The organism is Pseudomonas sp. PAMC 25886, assembly GCF_000242655.1.
Taxonomy (GTDB): domain Bacteria; phylum Pseudomonadota; class Gammaproteobacteria; order Pseudomonadales; family Pseudomonadaceae; genus Aquipseudomonas.
In genome coordinates this window covers 90734-107232 of the sequence record NZ_AHHC01000007.1, presented here as the reverse complement: position 1 = coordinate 107232, position 16499 = coordinate 90734, and the positions used below count along the sequence as shown (strand labels likewise).

Genomic DNA, 16499 nt, shown 5'->3' with positions numbered 1-16499 from the left:
GTGTCAGCGGTGAGCGGCGACCAATAGCATCATCGGCCGTTCCAGCTCTTCGGCCAGTGCCGGGCGGGCCTTCAGGTCCGCCTCGCTCGGGCCCCACTCGTTCACATGGCTCAAGGTAAAACCCGCCTCGATCAACAGCGTCAGCAACGTGCCCAACGTGCGGTGCTGCTTGATCACGCCCTCCGCCAACCAGTTGGTGACCCGCGGCCCTTCCAGTTGATAGCTGTCCACCGGCCAGCTTTTGCGCCCTTGCTCATCAATCAGCCAGCCCGGTTGCCGGGGCGCCATGAAGATCGGGTGCTCGATGGAAAACACTAACCGCCCGCCCGGCACCAACGCCTGATGGATGCGCGCGAACAGGCCTTTCAGATCGACGATGTAATGGAAAGCCAGCGAGCTGTAGGCCAGGTCGAAGGTAGCGGCAGGAAGGTCGAGGTGTTCAAGGTCGGCGATGGCGTAGGTGATGGCCGACGAGGACGTCATCTCCTCCGCCCGCGTCAGCATCTTGTGCGAGACATCCAGCCCCAGCACCTGCTCGGCGCCCTGCTCCTGCGCCCAGCGGCTGAACCAGCCGTAGCCGCAACCCAGGTCCACCACTTTCAACCCCGACATGAGCGGCAGCATCGCCTGCAACGCGGGCCACTCCGGGGCGCCGGCGAGACCTTCCACCGAGCGGCCCATTTTGCTGTAGCCCTCGAAGAAAACGTCGGTGTCGTAGATGTTCTGGGTCATGACGCTGCTCCGTGCTGAATGGCGACCATTCTGCCGAATCAGCCCGCGCTCAACAACGCATCCACTTCTGCCGTACCCGGTGAGGTCGCCGGGCCCCAGCGCGTGACGGCGAGTGCCGCCGCCGCATTCGCGCGACGCGCGGCCACCGCCGGCGCCAGGCCATTCGCCAAGCCTGCGACAAACACCCCGGCGTGGGCGTCGCCGGCGCCGTTGCTGTCCACCGCCTTGACCTTGAACCCCGGCACATGCTCGGCCTCGCCGTTACGGCTGACCCAGCAGCCATTCGGCCCGTCGCGTACCACCAGCAAGGTGTTGGCGGGCAGGTGCTCGTTGAGCTTGAGCAATGCGCCTGCAAGATCGCTGGCGCCGGTGAATGCCAGGGCTTCCGGGCCATTGCTGGTCCAGATGTCGATGCGCGGCAACAAAGCGACCATCAAAGCCGAGTCCGGCGCCTTGACCAGCGGGCCCGGGTCGAACACCACGGTGATCTGGCGCGGCAATGCCAACAACCAATCGAGCAACGCCTGGGCCTTGCCCTCCAGCAGCAGGCTGTAGCCGCTGACATACACATAGTCGTCGGCGTGGGGCACGGCATTCACCAGGTCTTGCGCCAGCAAGTCACCTTCGGCGCCGATATGGGAAATGAAGGTGCGCTCGGTGGTGGCTTCGGTCAGGGACACACACAGGCCGGTGTCCTTGTCGTCGCTGGCGGCCAGGGCCATTTCAATGCCCTCGGCCTGCATCGCCGCGCGCGCCAGGTCGCCGAAGCGACCGGTGCCATGGCGGCCCAGGTAGACCACCGGCAAGCCGTTGCGCCGGGCGGCGGCCATCACGTTGAAGCCGCCGCCGGCTTCGAAGCTGGCGGAGTTGGCCAATACATCGCCGCCAGTGGCGGGCAACGTGTCGAGGGACATGACCAGGTCAACGATGACCTGGCCGCTGTGCAGCAATCTAGACATTAGCGCTCTCTACCAAAGCCGGGCGACGATCAGCCGCGCCACCCAGTACCGCATAAATCCCGCCGGCCACCAGGAAGGTGACGATCCAGCCCAGGCCGTTGTGGCCCAGCCAGGAATCGGACAGCGGCCCGGCGAACCAGATGTTCTCGGCCGTGGTGCCGATGGTGGTGAAGCTGAAGCCCAGCACAATCGCAATCGCCCAGGCACCAAATGCGCGCCACTCAACCCCGCCGCGGTACCAGTAGGCACTGCTTGGCGTCACGTCGAGCAGGTCTTTGGGGCTGTAGTAGTGGCGATGAATCAGGTCGACCACAAAGATCCCGACCCAGGCGGTGATCGGTACGGCCAGCAACGAGATGAACGTGATGAACGGGCCGTAGAAGCTGTCGGCGATCAGCATGAAGTAGATCGAGCCGGCGAAGATCGCGACGATGTCGACGATCACCGCGTGCACACGCTTGACCTTCAAACCGAGGGTCAAGGTGGTGAGACCGGCCGAGTACACCGACAGGTTATTCGACAACAGCAGCCCGCCAAACGCGGTGATCAGGTACGGCACCGCCATCCAGGTCGGCAGCATGTCGCGGATCGCGATGATAGGGTCGGTGGCCGACGCCAGGTCGTTGTTGCCCACCGACAGCAGGCCGCCGAGGGTGATCAACAGCACCAGCGGAATCCCCGCACCAAAGGCGGCCGACGCGACCAGGCGCACGGCCTTGACGCTGCGATGCTGGTAGCGCGACATATCCGCGCCAGCGTTGGCCCAGCCGATACCGGTACCGGCCGCCATGGTGCCGATGCCGATGATCATCGCGCTCATCGGTGCAGGCGTGGCGTTGAACACCGCACTCCAGTCGATGGTGGCGCAAAGGAAACCGCCCACCAGGATATTCAGTGCGCCGAACACGTAGGTGGCCCACTTCTGGATCACCAGCAAGGTGGCATGGCCCAGGCCGGAGACGGCCAGGGTCAGCAGCACGAAGAGGCCGATGAACAGCAGGGTCAGTACCGGTGCACTTTTGGCCGCAACCGGCGAGTTGAACAGGATCGAGCACAACGACAGCAACACGAATGCGGCGGTGGTGGTGTTGACGGTTTCCCAGCCCAGGCGCGACATCAGCGACACCAGCGTAGGGCCGATATTACCGCGCACGCCGAAGATCGCCCGGGACAGGGTCAGGCTCGGCGCACGGCCACGACGGCCGGCGATGGAGATGATGCCCACCACCGCAAACGAGCCGGCGGCGCCGAGGATCGCGACGATGATCGCCTGCCAGATCGCCAGGCCGCGAAACGCCACGAGGGTCGCGCCCAGGGGCAAACCGAGAATGCTGATGTTGGCCGCAAACCAGACCCAGAACAGTTGCAGCGGATGGCCGTTGCACTCGCCTTCCGGGACCGGCTCGATGCCGCGTGTTTCCAATTGCCCGGCGCTTTGGCCGGAAGAGGACGTACTCATGGTGGGGTGCTCCTGATGCCTGTTTTTTTGTGGTTGTGGCAGGTTGGCAAGTTGAATCTGTGTTCCGGTCTTCCTGACTCGACTGGATCAATGTGGGAGCTGGCTTGCCTGCGATAGCGTGGTGTCAGTCGATGATTCATCAACTGATCGACCGCTATCGCAGGCAAGCCAGCTCCCACATTTTTCGATCTGCGGTGCTCAGCGCAGCTCGAGCAGGCCTTGGACCAAGGGTTGCAGGTCCAGGCCATTCACCTGTTTGACCTGCTCGATCATCGCCTCAGGCCAGCACTGCATACCCAGGCACGCGCCGAGCATCGCGCCGAGAATCGCGGCGATGGTGTCGGTGTCGCCACCCAGGCTGGCGGCCATGCACAGGGCCTCGAAGGCGTTCACTTCACCCACCGCGACTTGCTGCGCGAGGGCAAACGACACCACCACCGATTCCTGGGACGCGACGGAGGTGCCGATCAATTCGTAGAGCAAATCGGTAAACAGGGCCGTGTCGCCGCTGTCGACGCTCAAGGTGCGGGCCCAACTGATGCGGGTGGCGATGCGCCCGCCGGCAATCCAGTGGCCGTGGTTTTCCGCTTGCTGGGCGATCTGCGTGCCAATGTTCAGCGCTTCGCCCAGATCGACACCGTTGATCCCGGCAGACACCACCGCCGCCACCGCCGCGGCGCTGGAAATGCCCAGGTTGGTGTTGTGGGTGACCTGGCACGCCTGGATCACCGCCTGGATAAACTGCGCCGGGTCGTTGACATCGGCCGCGATGCCCACCGGTGTGATGCGCATCGCGGCGCCGTTGGTGGTGCCGTAGCGCCCGGACTCTTCCGGCGTGTGGCCAGCCAGGATCATGTCGATCGCGCGTTTAGTCGAGGGGCCCAGCAAATCCTGGGAACCCTTGGCGCGCATCACCGCTTCCCAGTCGATCAGGCGCTGAGCGAGTTCGGTGGGTTCAATCTTGCCCTGCCCGTCGACCAGCAACTGGCCGACGAGAATTGCCTGTTCGGTGTCATCGGTGATCGAGCCCTTGGGCATGTTCGGCGCGATCGGCTGATCGGCGTCGGCATCTTCCAGGGCGGTGATCGCGCCGAAACGCGCCTTGACCTGCTCGCGGCTCAGGGACTGGGTGGGCATGCCCAATGCATCGCCCAGGGCCAGGCCGTAGAAGGCGCCGAGGGCACGGGTAGTGGCGGTCATGTCGGTGTTCCAAATTGAAGGTGCAGGCGAAAATGCAGAGGGTCGAGCAGGCTTTCGACAGATTCCATGAACCGGTCCTGCCGGTCGTAGGTGGTGCGCAGGGCCTTGAGAAACACCGTGCCCACCGGGCGGCCCAGCAATTGGGCGTCTTCTTCGTTCAGAGGCTCGGCACCGATCCATTGGCTGCCGGTGGCGCCGACGAAGCCGTAAGCCGCCAGGGTGATGGTCAGGGAGTTATCGATCAGGCCGACGTGCGGCAGGCTTTCCAGGCCACCGGAGGCCGGCATCAGCGAGCGCTCCAGGGACACGAACGTGCCGTCGGCGGCGCGACGGCGGCGGTCGAGGGCGATGAATTGGTCAGTGCCGTGACTGCTGAGCAGGTCCGGCCGGGTGACCGCTTCCAGGCGCAGGATTTCGGAGGTCACCACCGCACCAGTGTCAGCCAGGGCTTGGGCCCAGCCGCTGCGCTGGTCCAGCACCATGCCGTCGAAAGTGACGATGGAGCCGACGCCGCTTTGGGTGGCGATGTAGCTGCGGCGCTTGAGCTCGGCCAGTGCTTCACGCAGGGTGCCGCGGCTGACCGAAAACTCTTCGGCCAACTGGTGCTCACCCGGCAGCAGGACACCGTCGGCCATCACTCCACCCTCAATCCGGCGGATCAGCTCGTCGACGACGCGTTTTTTCTTATCAAATCGGACATGTCTAATCATGTACAAATTGATAACCGAAAGCGCCCGGCTACAGCAAGCGAATTATTTCAGGAGAAGGGAAAATTCAGCCTCAAGGTTCCAGGCCGATGGGGAAAAATACCCCGCCGCTCCAGACGCCAAGCCAGTTCTTACCGTTGATCGGACGGGTCACCGCCAGCTCCACCAACTGATAGAACGCGTTGCGGTGAACCAGGGCTTCGAGGTTGGTGCGCACCCGCACATACGGCGAGGGTTCCTGGGTGTCCGGGTCGATCACCACCCGCAGCGGATGCTCGATACCGGCTTCGACCTGTTCATCCACGTTGGTGGTAAAGCGCAGGACCTGGCTTTCGCCCTGCCCTTCGACTTCCAGGGTGACGGCGACAAAGGGCGCATCATCGACCTTGATCCCGACCTTTTCCACCGGCGTGATCAGGAAATAATCATCGCCATCGCGGCGGATGATATTGGAGAACAGCTTGACCATCGGCTTGCGGCCAATCGGTGTGCCCATGTAGAACCAGGTGCCGTCGCGGGCGATGCGCATATCGATATCGCCGCAAAACGTCGGGTTCCACAGATGCACCGGCGCGGGCCCCTTGCCCTTGGGCAATTGCGCCAACAACTCATTGGCCTTGGCCGAATCGGTCATGGGGTACTCCTTGTGTCTTACTGATCGCTCATGCCCAACAGGCTGCGCGCGTAGTGCGCCAGGGGCTTGCCGATCAGATCTTCAGGCTTGTTGTCGTGGAACGTCAGTAAACCGCCACGACTGCGAATCCGCACAGTATCAATCAAATACTGGGTGCTGGTCTCGATCAACATGACCTGGATGGTCCCGGTGTCGATACCCAGGCGATCCACCGCCTCCTGGTCAGACCATTCATCAGCGTTGCCGATACGGTCATCCGCCTGGGCGAAACGGCAGTACAGCAGGTAATGCGCGCCGGCCGCGCGGGCTTCCGACATCGCCTGTTCCAGGCCTTCGGGCTTGCGGGCGCGGCGGACCATCGGGAAATATTCGACAAATCCGTTGAACGCTTCCTCGGCCACCACGTTAGGCCGCGGATACGCGCTGCCCGGAGGAGTGAATGCGCCTTGGGCGATGAAGACGAAGGAGTCCGGCTGTATGCGGACCGAATTGACGCGGCGGGTATCGCTGTGGTCCAGCAGGCCGGCATCGCTCATCTGATAGCGCGTGCCTTCGGCCATATCACTGACGGTCATGCAGCCACCCAGCGCGAGTGACGCCAGCACCAAAACCAGACTACGCATCCTAATTCTCCAGAAGCCGGTGACGGAAAACCGGCGAATGGGCACGAGATGCAGATTTTGCGCCAGCTTGCGGGACTAGCCGCCGATGATCTTCATGATGGTGGCGCCGCCGGAGAATGCCACTTCCTGCTTGTCGCCCAGGGCTTTGACCAGCAAGCGCTGCAAGGCCGGCAGGGCCTGGTGGCGGGGTTTGTCCAGCAGGTCGCCGACATAGTGACGGTTGCTCGACGACAGGCAGCCATGCAACCAGCCGGTGGACGACAGGCGCAAGCGCGAGCAGGTCCGGCAGAACGGCACGCTTTCATTGGCAATGACGCCAAAGAAACCCTTGCCAGGCACTTCGTAGCGAACCGCAGTGGCGTCCACCGGGGCATTGGCTTGCAGGTATTCATGATGCTCGCCGATCAGGCTGAGCAATTGCTGGAGGCTGACGAACTGCTGCAGGAACGCGTTGGAATCGGTGGCCAGGTGGCCCATGCGCATCAATTCGATAAAGCGCAGCTCGTAACCACGCTCCAGGCAATAGTCGAGCAGCGGCATCACCTGGTCGAGGTTCTGGCCGCGCAACGGCACCATATTGACCTTGATCTTGATGCCGGCGGCGCTGGCCTGGTCCATGCCATCAAGCACGGTGGCCAGGTCGCCACCCCGGGCGATGCTGCGGAAGGCGTCGGCGTCCAGGGTGTCGAGGGACACGTTGATCCGGCGAATCCCGGCGTCCACCAGCAGCGGCAATTTGCGCGCCAGCAGTTGGCCGTTGGTGGTCAGGCTGATGTCACTCAGGCCCATCTGCCCCACCGCGCCCATGAAGGCTTCCAGCTTGGGGCTGACCAGTGGCTCGCCACCAGTAATGCGCAGGCGCTCGATGCCCGCGGCCTCGATCAGGTACTCGACGCCACGCGCCATCGCCTCAGCCGAGAGTTCATCCTGCGCAGCCACCAACCGCTTGCCGTTGGGCACGCAGTAGGTACAGGCGTAATTGCAGGCTGAGGTCAGGCTGATCCGCAAATTGCGGAATCGCCTGCCTTGACGATCAACGATCATGAACCACTCCGGCAGAGGATAATTTGGGGGCGCGCTAAAACCTGACTGAAAAATCAAGTTTTAGCAAGAGTCCTTGCCTGAGTATATTCCTGGGTTACTGCGCAAGGCAGTAAATCATTGGGCAGCTGGGGTTTCGGCGTTCGGCAGATCGGTGCTGTGCTTGCGCTTGTTGCCCATGCGCACGCCGATGTCCATCAGGAACTGGAAGAAACCTTCCTGGTCTTCCAGCACATTGCTCCAGAACGGCGAGTGATACAGCGCCACGGCGCCGTGCACCAACGCCCAGGCGGCGCAGTAGTGGAAATACGGCGGCACGTCTTCGAGCTTGCCTTCGCTGATGCGGCCCTTGATCAGCAGGGTCAGGCGTTCGAAGTTCGAGGCACGGATCTTGTGCAACTCCTCGACCATTTCCGGCACCTGATGGCCCTTGACCACTTTTTCTTCCAGGCGATCAAACAGGCGGTAGCGCTGCGGGTCACGCATGCGGAACTCGAAGTAGGCGCGGGACAGCGCCTCCTTGTCCTTGTCGACATCGGCCGAATGCAGCAGCTCGTTCAGGTCGCGCTCGTAGTCGAGCATCAGGCGCAGGTAGATCTCGGCCTTGGACTTGAAGTGCTTGTAGATGGTGCCTTTGCCGATACCCACGGCATCCGCAATCATCTCGACGGTGACGCTGTCTTCACCCTGATCGAGGAACAGCTTGAGTGCGGTGTCGAGAATTTCCTGCTCGCGGCGGCGAAACTCACGGACCTTGCGGGGTTCTTTGTGCATAAGAAAAAGGTCTGCAGAGGTGGATATTGGGAGGGTGGTGTGCCCCAAGCCGTGCTTGTGGGAACGTTTTACCCGGTGCGCGGGATTATCCCGACTGAACGGTCGTTGGGCAACGCCTATATGAACAACCTTTGCACTTAACTTACAGCGCGCCAACGAATAAGCCGATTTGAGTCAGAAATAAAACAGCCCGCTGCCGCCTGTGCATCGCAATCAATGAGAACTCAACCGAAGCGGGCGTATTCCAAATCTGTTTAAAAAACGATCAGATGTGGCTGGACTGAATCGGATACTGATCAATACTTGAAATGTCGGCGTGGCATCTCCCCCAAGTGACGCGTCGACCTGGGTACCGACGGACTGCGTACCCTTGTTTTACTCCTAATGGTCTTAGCCCGGATTCACCCCCCAGAACCCGGGTTTTTTTTGCCTGCGATTTAGTGGCCGACGTGGGCCAGCGGGAACAGGCGCTTGAAGTTTTCGGTGGTCTGTTCGGCAAAACGCTCGTAAGACTCGCCCCGCAGCATCGCCAGGTAATCCGCCACATCCCGCACGTATTCCGGCAGGTTGGGCTTGCCGCGATGGGGAATCGGCGCCAGGTACGGCGAATCGGTTTCCACCAGCAGGCGGTCTGCCGGCACTTGGCGCGCCACATCGCGCAGGGCGTCGGCATTGCGGAAGGTGACGATGCCCGACAGCGAAATGTAGAAACCCAGGTCGAGCGCGGCCTTGGCCATGTCCCAGTCTTCGGTGAAGCAGTGCAGCACACCGCCCTGGGGCAGCGCGGCTTCGCGCAGCAGGGTCAGGGTGTCGGCACGGGCACCACGGGTGTGGACGATCACCGGCTTGCCGGTTTGCCGGGCCGCTTGCAGGTGCAGGCGGAACGACGCCTGCTGCAACTCGGCGGCTTCCGGTTCGTAGTGGTAATCCAGGCCGGTCTCGCCGATGGCCACCACGCGCGGGTGATTGAGCTCGCCAAGCAGCCAGTCGAGGGCCGGGGCTTCGCCGGGCTTCAGGTCCAGCGGATGAATGCCCACCGAGCAGTCGACGTCGGCATAACGATCGGCCAGGGCTTTGACGTCGGCGGCGTTTTCGGCGCTGACGCCGATGCACAGGAAATGCCCTACGCCGCGCTGGCGCGCTGCTTCGAGGGCGGCATCAAGGGAGCCACCGTGCTGGGCCAGGTCGAGGCGATCAAGGTGGCAATGGGAATCTACGAGCATAGAGGTCTACAACTTGAGTCACGGGAAGTGTCTGGCCAACGATACACCCGTCGGCCACTGAAATTAACGCCGGCCGAGCAAGCCGACCCACTGCACCAGCAAGGCCTCAAGCAACAGCACACGGTTGAGGTTGGCCTTGCCCAGTACTTTCTGGCGTTGGCCGAGGATCCAGTCCTGAATGTTCAGGACCTTGTCCTGGGCACTCTTCTGCGCCAGGTATTGCACCACCTTGCGCATGTCCGGAAGGCCCAGGCCGCTTTCGTCCTGGGTCAGCTGGTAGCGCAGGACCAAGCTCGACCAGTCGCAGAACCAGTCGAACAGCAGCAGCAAGGGAATGTCTTTCCAGGCGGTCTCGGCCAGTTGCGTGGCCGACACTTCCTGCTTGAGCAGTTTCTTCACGCCGTCCACCACCAGCGCACGCTGTTCCCGCACGCCCTGGGCATGGAGCTTGACGGCGGCCAGGGGCGAACCGGCGGCCAGGGTCAACAGCTCGACGCGCTCGGCCTCGCCGCACTCCGGCAACGCCTGAGCCAGCCACTGCAGGCTCATGGCTTCGCTGGGCAACGGGCAAGCCTGTTGCACGCAGCGGCTGCGGATAGTCGGCAGCAGGCGGCTGGACTGGTGGCTGACCAACAGCAGCACGGTATCGCCGGACGGTTCTTCGAGGCTCTTGAGCAAGGCGTTGGCGGCGTTGATGTTCATCGACTCCACCGGCTCGATGAGTACCACCTTGCGCCCACCCATCTGCGCGGTCTGCACCACGAAGCTGACCAGATCACGCACCTGGTCGACCTTGATCGCCTTGTCGGCCTCTTCGGGTTCCAGCAGGTAGTTGTCCGGGTGGCTGCCGGCCTTCAGCAGCATGCAGGATTTACATTCGCCGCAGGCCTCCAGGCCGTTGGGCCGCTGGCACAACAAGCTGGCCATCAACCGCTCCGCCAGGGCGCGCTTGCCGATGCCCGCCGAGCCGTGAAGCAAGTAGGCATGGGCGTGCTGGGCACGGCCCGCCAGTTGCTGCCAGAGACTGTCCTGCCACGGGTAGGCTTCAGCCACGGACACGCTCCACGAGTTTCGGCAACAGGGCGTCAATCGCCTGTTGTACGTGAGTCAGGGGCTGCGCGGCGTCCAGCAGGTAATAACGGGCGGGGTCGGCTTCGGCACGCTTGAGAAACGCACCGCGCACGGCCTCAAAAAACACTCGGGTTTCAAGCTCGAAACGATCCAGGCGACCACGGGCCGTGGCGCGGGCCATGCCGACTTCCACCGGCAGATCGAACACCAGGGTCAGGTCGGGCCGCAGATCGCCCTGGACGAAGGTTTCGAGGGTCGCAATGCGCTCCAGGGATAAGCCACGACCGCCGCCCTGATAGGCGTAGGTGGAATCGGTAAACCGGTCACAGATCACCACGGCGCCACGGGCCAGGGCCGGGCGAATGACTTCGGCCAGGTGCTGGGCGCGGGCGGCAAACACCAGCAGCAGCTCGGTGTCGGGATTCATCTGTTCGTCGCCCGGGGTCAGCAGCACTTCACGGATACGCTCGGCCAGGGGCGTGCCGCCGGGCTCACGGGTCAGCAGCACCTCGATACCTTCGGCGCGCAGGCGCTCGGCCAGGTATTCACGGTTGGTGCTTTTGCCGGCGCCTTCCGGGCCTTCCAGGGTAATAAACAAGCCAGTCACAGGCAGTCCTTAGTCAGAGTCATTGCGGGCTTTGCGGTGCTGCGTCGTCAGTGGCTGGAGTTGGCTCGGCGGGCGTATCCACCGGCGCGTCCCCAGGTTTTGCCGCCGGCGCGGGCGCCGGGCTGGAACGGTAGTCAGCGCGGCGCTTCATCTGGAACTCACGCACCGCAGCGTTATGCGCATCCAGGTTGTCCGAGAAAATATGGCTGCCGTCGCCACGGGCGACAAAATACAGGCTGCTGCCCGCCACCGGGTTCAGCGCGGCATGGATCGCCTCACGCCCGACCATGGCAATCGGCGTCGGCGGCAGGCCGGCGATCACGTAGGTGTTGTAGGGCGTGGCTTCCTTGAGATGGGCACGGGTCAGCTTGCCGGTGTAGCGCTCGCCGAGGCCGTAGATCACGGTCGGGTCGGTTTGCAGCAGCATGCCGATCTGCATGCGCCGTACAAAAACCCCGGCTATCTGGCCGCGCTCTTCGGGCACGCCGGTTTCTTTCTCCACCAGCGAGGCCATGATCAGCGCTTGATAGGGCTCGGTGTACGGCGCGTCGGCCGCACGCTTGCTCCACTCCTGGGCGAGGACATCGTCCAGACGGTTGTAGGATTTTTTCAGTAACTCGACGTCGCTCATGCCGCGCACGAAGCGGTAGGTGTCCGGGAAGAAGCGGCCTTCGGGAAACACACCGGGGTGGCCAAGTTTTTCCATGACTTCGCTGTCAGTCAGGCCCGACAGGGTTTGCTCGATCTTCTCGTGCTTGGCCAGGGCGGCGCGCACCTGACGGAAGTTCCAGCCCTCCACCAGCGTGATGCTGTACTGCACCACTTCGCCACGCTGCCACAGGCCGATCAAGCCTTCGGCGGTGAGGCCCGGAGTCATGCGATATTCGCCGCTGTGCAGCGGCTGGCCGTCGAGATTGAAGCGCCAGTAGAGACGCAACCAGAACGCATCCTTGAGCACGCCGTCATTTTCCAGGCGATTGAAGGTGCCGGTGGGCGTCGCGCCGGCCGGTACGTCCAGCAATTGCTCCTGGGTCAGATTCAAGGGCTGCTCAAGGGCCGAGTTGAGCTTCCAGGCCGAAGCGCCCAGCAGCAAACCCGCCAGGACCAGACCGATCTCCAGCAGCAATACAAATTTACGTCTCAAATCAAATATCCAATAGTGCGCGAACAATGCCCTGCAGTTTACGGGTGAGCGGCCCAACCGGCCAGCTCATCGCAGCACATCCGCGCACCGGCCAAATGCCATATACGCTGTTGCACACAAAGACTTCGTCGGCCTGTTGCAGCTGTTCAACGCTGATGTCGGCCACGCTCGTAGGGATGCCCAGCACCTGCGCCTGGGCCAACACCTCGGCCCGCATGACGCCGGCGACACCGCAGCGATTCAGATCAGCGGTCAGCAACACGCCGTCACGCACCAGAAACAGGTTGCTGAAGACGCCTTCGACGACTCGACCGGACATATCCAGCATCAAACCTTCGGCGTGATCGGCGTCCTGCCACTCGTTGCGGGCGAACACCTGTTCCAGGCGATTGAGGTGCTTGAGGCCGGCGAGCAAGGGCTGCTCGGACAAACGGGTGGTACACGCAAACAGGCGAATGCCTGAAGCTGCATGTTCCGGGGGATAAGTGGCAGGCGGGCTGCCTTGCAGAATGCGCCGCGCGGGAGCGCCAGCGCTGATGCCATAACCGCGCTGGCTGTCGCCACGGGTCAGGATCAACTTGAGTACACCGTCACCGAGGGCGGCGGCATAGGCCAGCAATTCGCTGCGAATCAACGGCTGATCCGCAACAATCGCCAACCGCCTGCAACCCTCGTCAAGGCGCTGCAGGTGGCGGTCGAGCAGCACGGGCTGCCCGGCCTTGACGGCAATGGTCTCGAACAGCCCATCACCGTATGCCAGGCCACGGTCTTTCAGGGGCACTGCGCCCGCCGGCTGACCGTCGACCCAGCTTTCCATCACTCGGCGAACCGGCGGAACACCAGGGAACCGTTGGTGCCACCAAAACCGAACGAGTTGGACAACACCACGTCGATCGGCATCTTCTGCGCTTCGTGAGGCACGAAGTTCAGGTCGCAGCCTGCATCCGGCTCATCGAGGTTGATGGTCGGCGGAGCGACCTGATCCTTGATGGCCAGCACACTGAAGATCGCCTCGACCGCGCCCGCCGCACCCAACAGGTGGCCGGTCATGGACTTGGTGGAGCTGACCGCCAGCTTGTAGGCGTGCTCTCCGAACACCGACTTGATGGCCTCGGCTTCCGCCAGGTCACCCGTCGGCGTAGAAGTGCCGTGGGCGTTGATGTACTGCACCTGGTCGATGTTGACCTTGGCATCACGCAACGCGTTGGTGATGCAGCGTGCAGCACCTGCACCGTCAGACGGTGGCGAGGTCATGTGGTACGCATCACCGCTCATGCCGAAGCCAATCAGCTCGGCGTAGATGGTAGCGCCACGGGCCTTCGCGTGTTCCAGCTCTTCGAGGACCAGCGCACCGGCGCCGTCAGCCAGCACAAAGCCATCACGGCCCTTGTCCCACGGACGACTGGCACGGGTCGGCTCGTCATTGCGAGTCGACAGCGCACGGGACGCGCCGAAGCCGCCCATGCCCAAACCACAGGCGGCCATCTCGGCGCCGCCGGCGATCATCACGTCGGCTTCGTCATAGGCGATATTGCGCGCCGCCATGCCGATGCAGTGAGTGCCCGTGGTGCACGCCGTGGAAATGGCGTAGTTAGGCCCCTGGGCACCCAAGTGGATGGACAGGAAACCGGAAATCATATTGATGATCGAGCCAGGCACGAAGAACGGTGAAATTCGACGAGGGCCGGAATCATGCAACGTGCGGCTGGTTTCTTCGATATTGGTCAGACCGCCAATACCCGAACCCATGGCCACGCCGATGCGCTCACGGTTGGCGTCGGTAACTTCCAGGCCGGCATTACGCACCGCCTGAAAACCGGCTGCCAGGCCGTATTGAATGAACAGGTCGAGTTTGCGGGACTCTTTGACCGAGAGATATTCCTCGACATTGAAGTCCTTTACCGAGCCGCCAAAACGGGTGGAATAGGCAGAAAGGTCCGTGTGTTCGATCAGACCAATACCACTGCGGCCAGCCAGAATGCCCTGCCAACTGCTCGGCACATCCGTACCCAGTGGCGACAACATACCCATACCGGTGACTACGACGCGTCTACGCGACACAGCACTCTCCTTTTTCTAATGACGACACTTTGCATCAGGCTTAAAGGAAAAAACCGCACGCCATAGGGCAGTGCGGTTTTTCCATCACAGCAAGCGACGATTACAAACTATTACGCCTGGTGGCTAGTAACGTAGTCGATAGCAGCTTGAACGGTAGTGATTTTTTCAGCTTCTTCGTCCGGGATTTCGGTCTCGAATTCCTCTTCCAGAGCCATCACCAGCTCAACGGTGTCAAGGGAGTCGGCACCCAGGTCTTCAACGAAGGAAGCAGTGTTGGTCACTTCTTCTTCTTTAACGCCCAGTTGCTCAGCAACGATTTTCTTGACGCGCTCTTCGATGGTGCTCATACCTTGTTTTCACTCCTAATGGACAAATTCAGGCAGCTGGCCAGTGGGTAAGTGTATAGAAAGGCTTTTCAGCTTTTCAACTGAAAGCTTCACCCTCGTACCCTATCGGCCATCTGCCTATAAATAGATTGCAGCTTTATAACGGATTTTAGACAGCTCGTATGACATTTTTTTGAAGCGATCCGTCACAATTTAACTCATGTACATCCCGCCGTTCACCGGGATTGTAGCCCCAGTCACGTATGCCGCACCGTCGGATGCCAGGAAAGCGACCACATTCGCGATCTCTTGAGCCTGGCCCAGACGGCCCAGCGGAATCTGCGTCAGCAACGCTTCACGCTGCGCTTCAGGCAGTTCGCGGGTCATATCGGTGTCGATGAACCCTGGGGCCACCGAGTTGACCGTAATCGACCGCGAGCCCACTTCACGCGCCAGTGCACGGCTGAAACCTTCCAGACCGGCCTTGGCGGCTGCGTAGTTTACTTGGCCTGCGTTGCCCATGGCACCCACTACGGAGCCAATATTGATAATTCGACCCCAACGGGCCTTGGTCATGCCGCGCAAAACACCCTTGGACAGGCGAAACAGACTGTTCAGGTTGGTATCAACGACGTCATGCCACTCGTCGTCTTTCATGCGCATCATCAGGTTATCGCGGGTAATGCCGGCGTTGTTCACCAGAATAGCCGGTGCACCGAATTGCGCCGTGATTTCAGCCAATACAGCCGCCACGGACTCATCGCTGGTCACGTTAAGCTCAAGACCGGTGCCCTGAACGCCGTTTTCCTTCAAGGTCGCGGCAATACGCTCAGCGCCGGCGGCGGAGGTGGCGGTACCGATGACGACAGCGCCCAGACGGCCCAGCTCCAGGGCGATCGCCTGGCCAATGCCACGGCTTGCGCCGGTAACCAGTGCAACTTTACCTTGCAGACTCATGCAGGCTTCTCCTAGGTTCGGAAATTATCAGGCCAGGGCTGCGCGAGCGGCAGCGAAGGCATCCGGGGTATTGAGGTTGGAAGTCGACACGCCTTCGGCGCAACGCTTGTTCAGGCCGGCCAGGACTTTGCCCGGGCCGCACTCTACCAATTGGGTGGCGCCGTTGGCAGCCAGGGTCTGCACCGACTCAACCCAGCGGACCGGCTTGTACAGTTGCTCCAGCAGGTCGCGCTTGAGGGTTTCCAGGTCGGGAGCCACTGCGGCACTCACGTTCTGCACCAACGGAATCTGTGGCGCCTGCCAGTTGATGGCGGCGACGGACTCGGCGAAACGCTCGGCAGCCGGGCGCATCAGCTCGCAGTGGGACGGCACGCTGACCGGCAGCGGCAATGCACGCTTGGCACCACGGGCCTTGCAGCCTTCGATGGCGCGCTCTACGGCGGCCTTGGCACCGGCGATCACCACCTGGCCAGGGGAGTTGAAGTTGACGGCGCTGACCACTTCGCCCTGGGCCGCTTCGGCACAGGCGGCGATCACGTCAGCATCTTCCAGGCCGAGAATGGCAGCCATGCCGCCCTGCCCGGCTGGAACCGCTTCCTGCATCAACTGGCCACGACGCTCCACCAGCTTGACCGCTTCACCGAGGGTCAGGCTGCCAGCGGCCACCAGGGCGCTGTATTCGCCCAGGCTATGACCGGCGACGTAGGCCGGACGCGCACCGACTTCAGCCAGCCACAGGCGCCACAGGGCGATGGAGGCGGTCAGGATGGCCGGCTGGGTTTTGTCGGTTTGGTTGAGCAGCTCTTCCGGCCCTTGCTGGGTCAGTGCCCACAGGTCGTAACCCAAGGCATCGGAAGCTTCCTTGAAAGTTTCCAGGACCAGCGGATGTTCCGCGCCCAGCTCGGCCAACATGCCGAGGGACTGCGAACCCTGCCCTGGAAAGACGAATGCGAGGGATGTAGACATGTAACAAGCCCCTAA

At 62.3% G+C, this 16499-nt stretch carries 18 protein-coding genes; all 18 read right to left on the bottom strand.

Going from position 1 to position 16499, the window contains the following annotated elements; translation table 11 throughout:
* Positions 1–3: 3 nt before the first annotated feature.
* The 18 genes from MUM_RS0100745 to fabD all read right to left on the bottom strand — a co-directional run bounded on the left by MUM_RS0100745 (position 4) and on the right by fabD (position 16484).
* The gene (locus tag MUM_RS0100745; RefSeq protein ID WP_010165916.1) at positions 4–732 is read right to left on the bottom strand and encodes a class I SAM-dependent methyltransferase; all 729 of its coding nucleotides are present in this window, start codon (positions 730–732) and stop codon (positions 4–6) included.
* Between the two features lie 38 nt (positions 733–770).
* Complete coding sequence (locus MUM_RS0100740; RefSeq protein WP_029615720.1) at positions 771–1691, bottom strand: PfkB family carbohydrate kinase; 921 nt, start codon at positions 1689–1691, stop codon at positions 771–773.
* Complete coding sequence (locus tag MUM_RS0100735; RefSeq protein ID WP_010165912.1) at positions 1684–3150, bottom strand: purine-cytosine permease family protein; 1467 nt, start codon at positions 3148–3150, stop codon at positions 1684–1686. The genes MUM_RS0100740 and MUM_RS0100735 overlap by 8 nt, the downstream gene beginning before the upstream one ends.
* A 198-nt stretch (positions 3151–3348) precedes the next feature.
* Positions 3349–4350: an ADP-ribosylglycohydrolase family protein gene (locus MUM_RS0100730; RefSeq protein WP_010165910.1), complete on the bottom strand. Its 1002-nt coding sequence runs from the start codon at positions 4348–4350 to the stop codon at positions 3349–3351.
* Complete coding sequence (locus MUM_RS0100725; RefSeq protein WP_029615719.1) at positions 4347–5060, bottom strand: GntR family transcriptional regulator; 714 nt, start codon at positions 5058–5060, stop codon at positions 4347–4349. The genes MUM_RS0100730 and MUM_RS0100725 overlap by 4 nt, the downstream gene beginning before the upstream one ends.
* A gap of 70 nt (positions 5061–5130) precedes the next feature.
* Positions 5131–5691 (bottom strand): DUF1285 domain-containing protein, encoded by a 561-nt coding sequence (locus MUM_RS0100720; RefSeq protein WP_010165906.1) that lies wholly within the window; start codon positions 5689–5691, stop codon positions 5131–5133.
* A gap of 17 nt (positions 5692–5708) precedes the next feature.
* Positions 5709–6314, bottom strand: coding sequence for a DUF4823 domain-containing protein (locus MUM_RS0100715; protein ID WP_010165905.1), 606 nt, complete (start codon positions 6312–6314; stop codon positions 5709–5711).
* Between the two features lie 75 nt (positions 6315–6389).
* Positions 6390–7358, bottom strand: coding sequence for a GTP 3',8-cyclase MoaA (locus MUM_RS0100710; RefSeq protein ID WP_010165903.1), 969 nt, complete (start codon positions 7356–7358; stop codon positions 6390–6392).
* A 114-nt stretch (positions 7359–7472) separates the two neighbouring features.
* Positions 7473–8129: a TetR/AcrR family transcriptional regulator gene (locus MUM_RS0100705; protein WP_010165901.1), complete on the bottom strand. Its 657-nt coding sequence runs from the start codon at positions 8127–8129 to the stop codon at positions 7473–7475.
* A 437-nt stretch (positions 8130–8566) separates the two neighbouring features.
* On the bottom strand, positions 8567–9352 hold the full coding sequence (locus MUM_RS0100700; RefSeq protein WP_010165899.1) for a TatD family hydrolase: 786 nt from the start codon (positions 9350–9352) through the stop codon (positions 8567–8569).
* 63 nt (positions 9353–9415) lie between these two features.
* The gene (locus tag MUM_RS0100695) at positions 9416–10405 is read right to left on the bottom strand and encodes a DNA polymerase III subunit delta' (RefSeq protein WP_010165897.1); all 990 of its coding nucleotides are present in this window, start codon (positions 10403–10405) and stop codon (positions 9416–9418) included.
* On the bottom strand, positions 10398–11030 hold the full coding sequence (tmk, locus tag MUM_RS0100690; protein WP_010165894.1) for a dTMP kinase: 633 nt from the start codon (positions 11028–11030) through the stop codon (positions 10398–10400). Before tmk ends, MUM_RS0100695 begins: the two co-directional genes overlap by 8 nt.
* A gap of 19 nt (positions 11031–11049) precedes the next feature.
* The gene (mltG, locus tag MUM_RS0100685; RefSeq protein ID WP_029615718.1) at positions 11050–12174 is read right to left on the bottom strand and encodes an endolytic transglycosylase MltG; all 1125 of its coding nucleotides are present in this window, start codon (positions 12172–12174) and stop codon (positions 11050–11052) included.
* Position 12175: 1 nt separating this feature from the next.
* Complete coding sequence (gene pabC, locus MUM_RS0100680) at positions 12176–12991, bottom strand: aminodeoxychorismate lyase (RefSeq protein WP_010165891.1); 816 nt, start codon at positions 12989–12991, stop codon at positions 12176–12178.
* A complete protein-coding gene (fabF, locus tag MUM_RS0100675; RefSeq protein ID WP_010165889.1) occupies positions 12991–14235 on the bottom strand; it encodes a beta-ketoacyl-ACP synthase II in 1245 nt (414 codons plus the stop codon). Before fabF ends, pabC begins: the two co-directional genes overlap by 1 nt.
* A 110-nt stretch (positions 14236–14345) precedes the next feature.
* Positions 14346–14582, bottom strand: a complete 237-nt coding sequence (gene acpP / locus MUM_RS0100670; RefSeq protein WP_010165887.1) for an acyl carrier protein — start codon at positions 14580–14582, stop codon at positions 14346–14348.
* Between the two features lie 192 nt (positions 14583–14774).
* Positions 14775–15518, bottom strand: a complete 744-nt coding sequence (gene fabG, locus MUM_RS0100665) for a 3-oxoacyl-ACP reductase FabG (protein ID WP_004371297.1) — start codon at positions 15516–15518, stop codon at positions 14775–14777.
* Between the two features lie 27 nt (positions 15519–15545).
* Positions 15546–16484 (bottom strand): ACP S-malonyltransferase, encoded by a 939-nt coding sequence (gene fabD / locus MUM_RS0100660; RefSeq protein WP_029615717.1) that lies wholly within the window; start codon positions 16482–16484, stop codon positions 15546–15548.
* Positions 16485–16499: the final 15 nt, after the last annotated feature.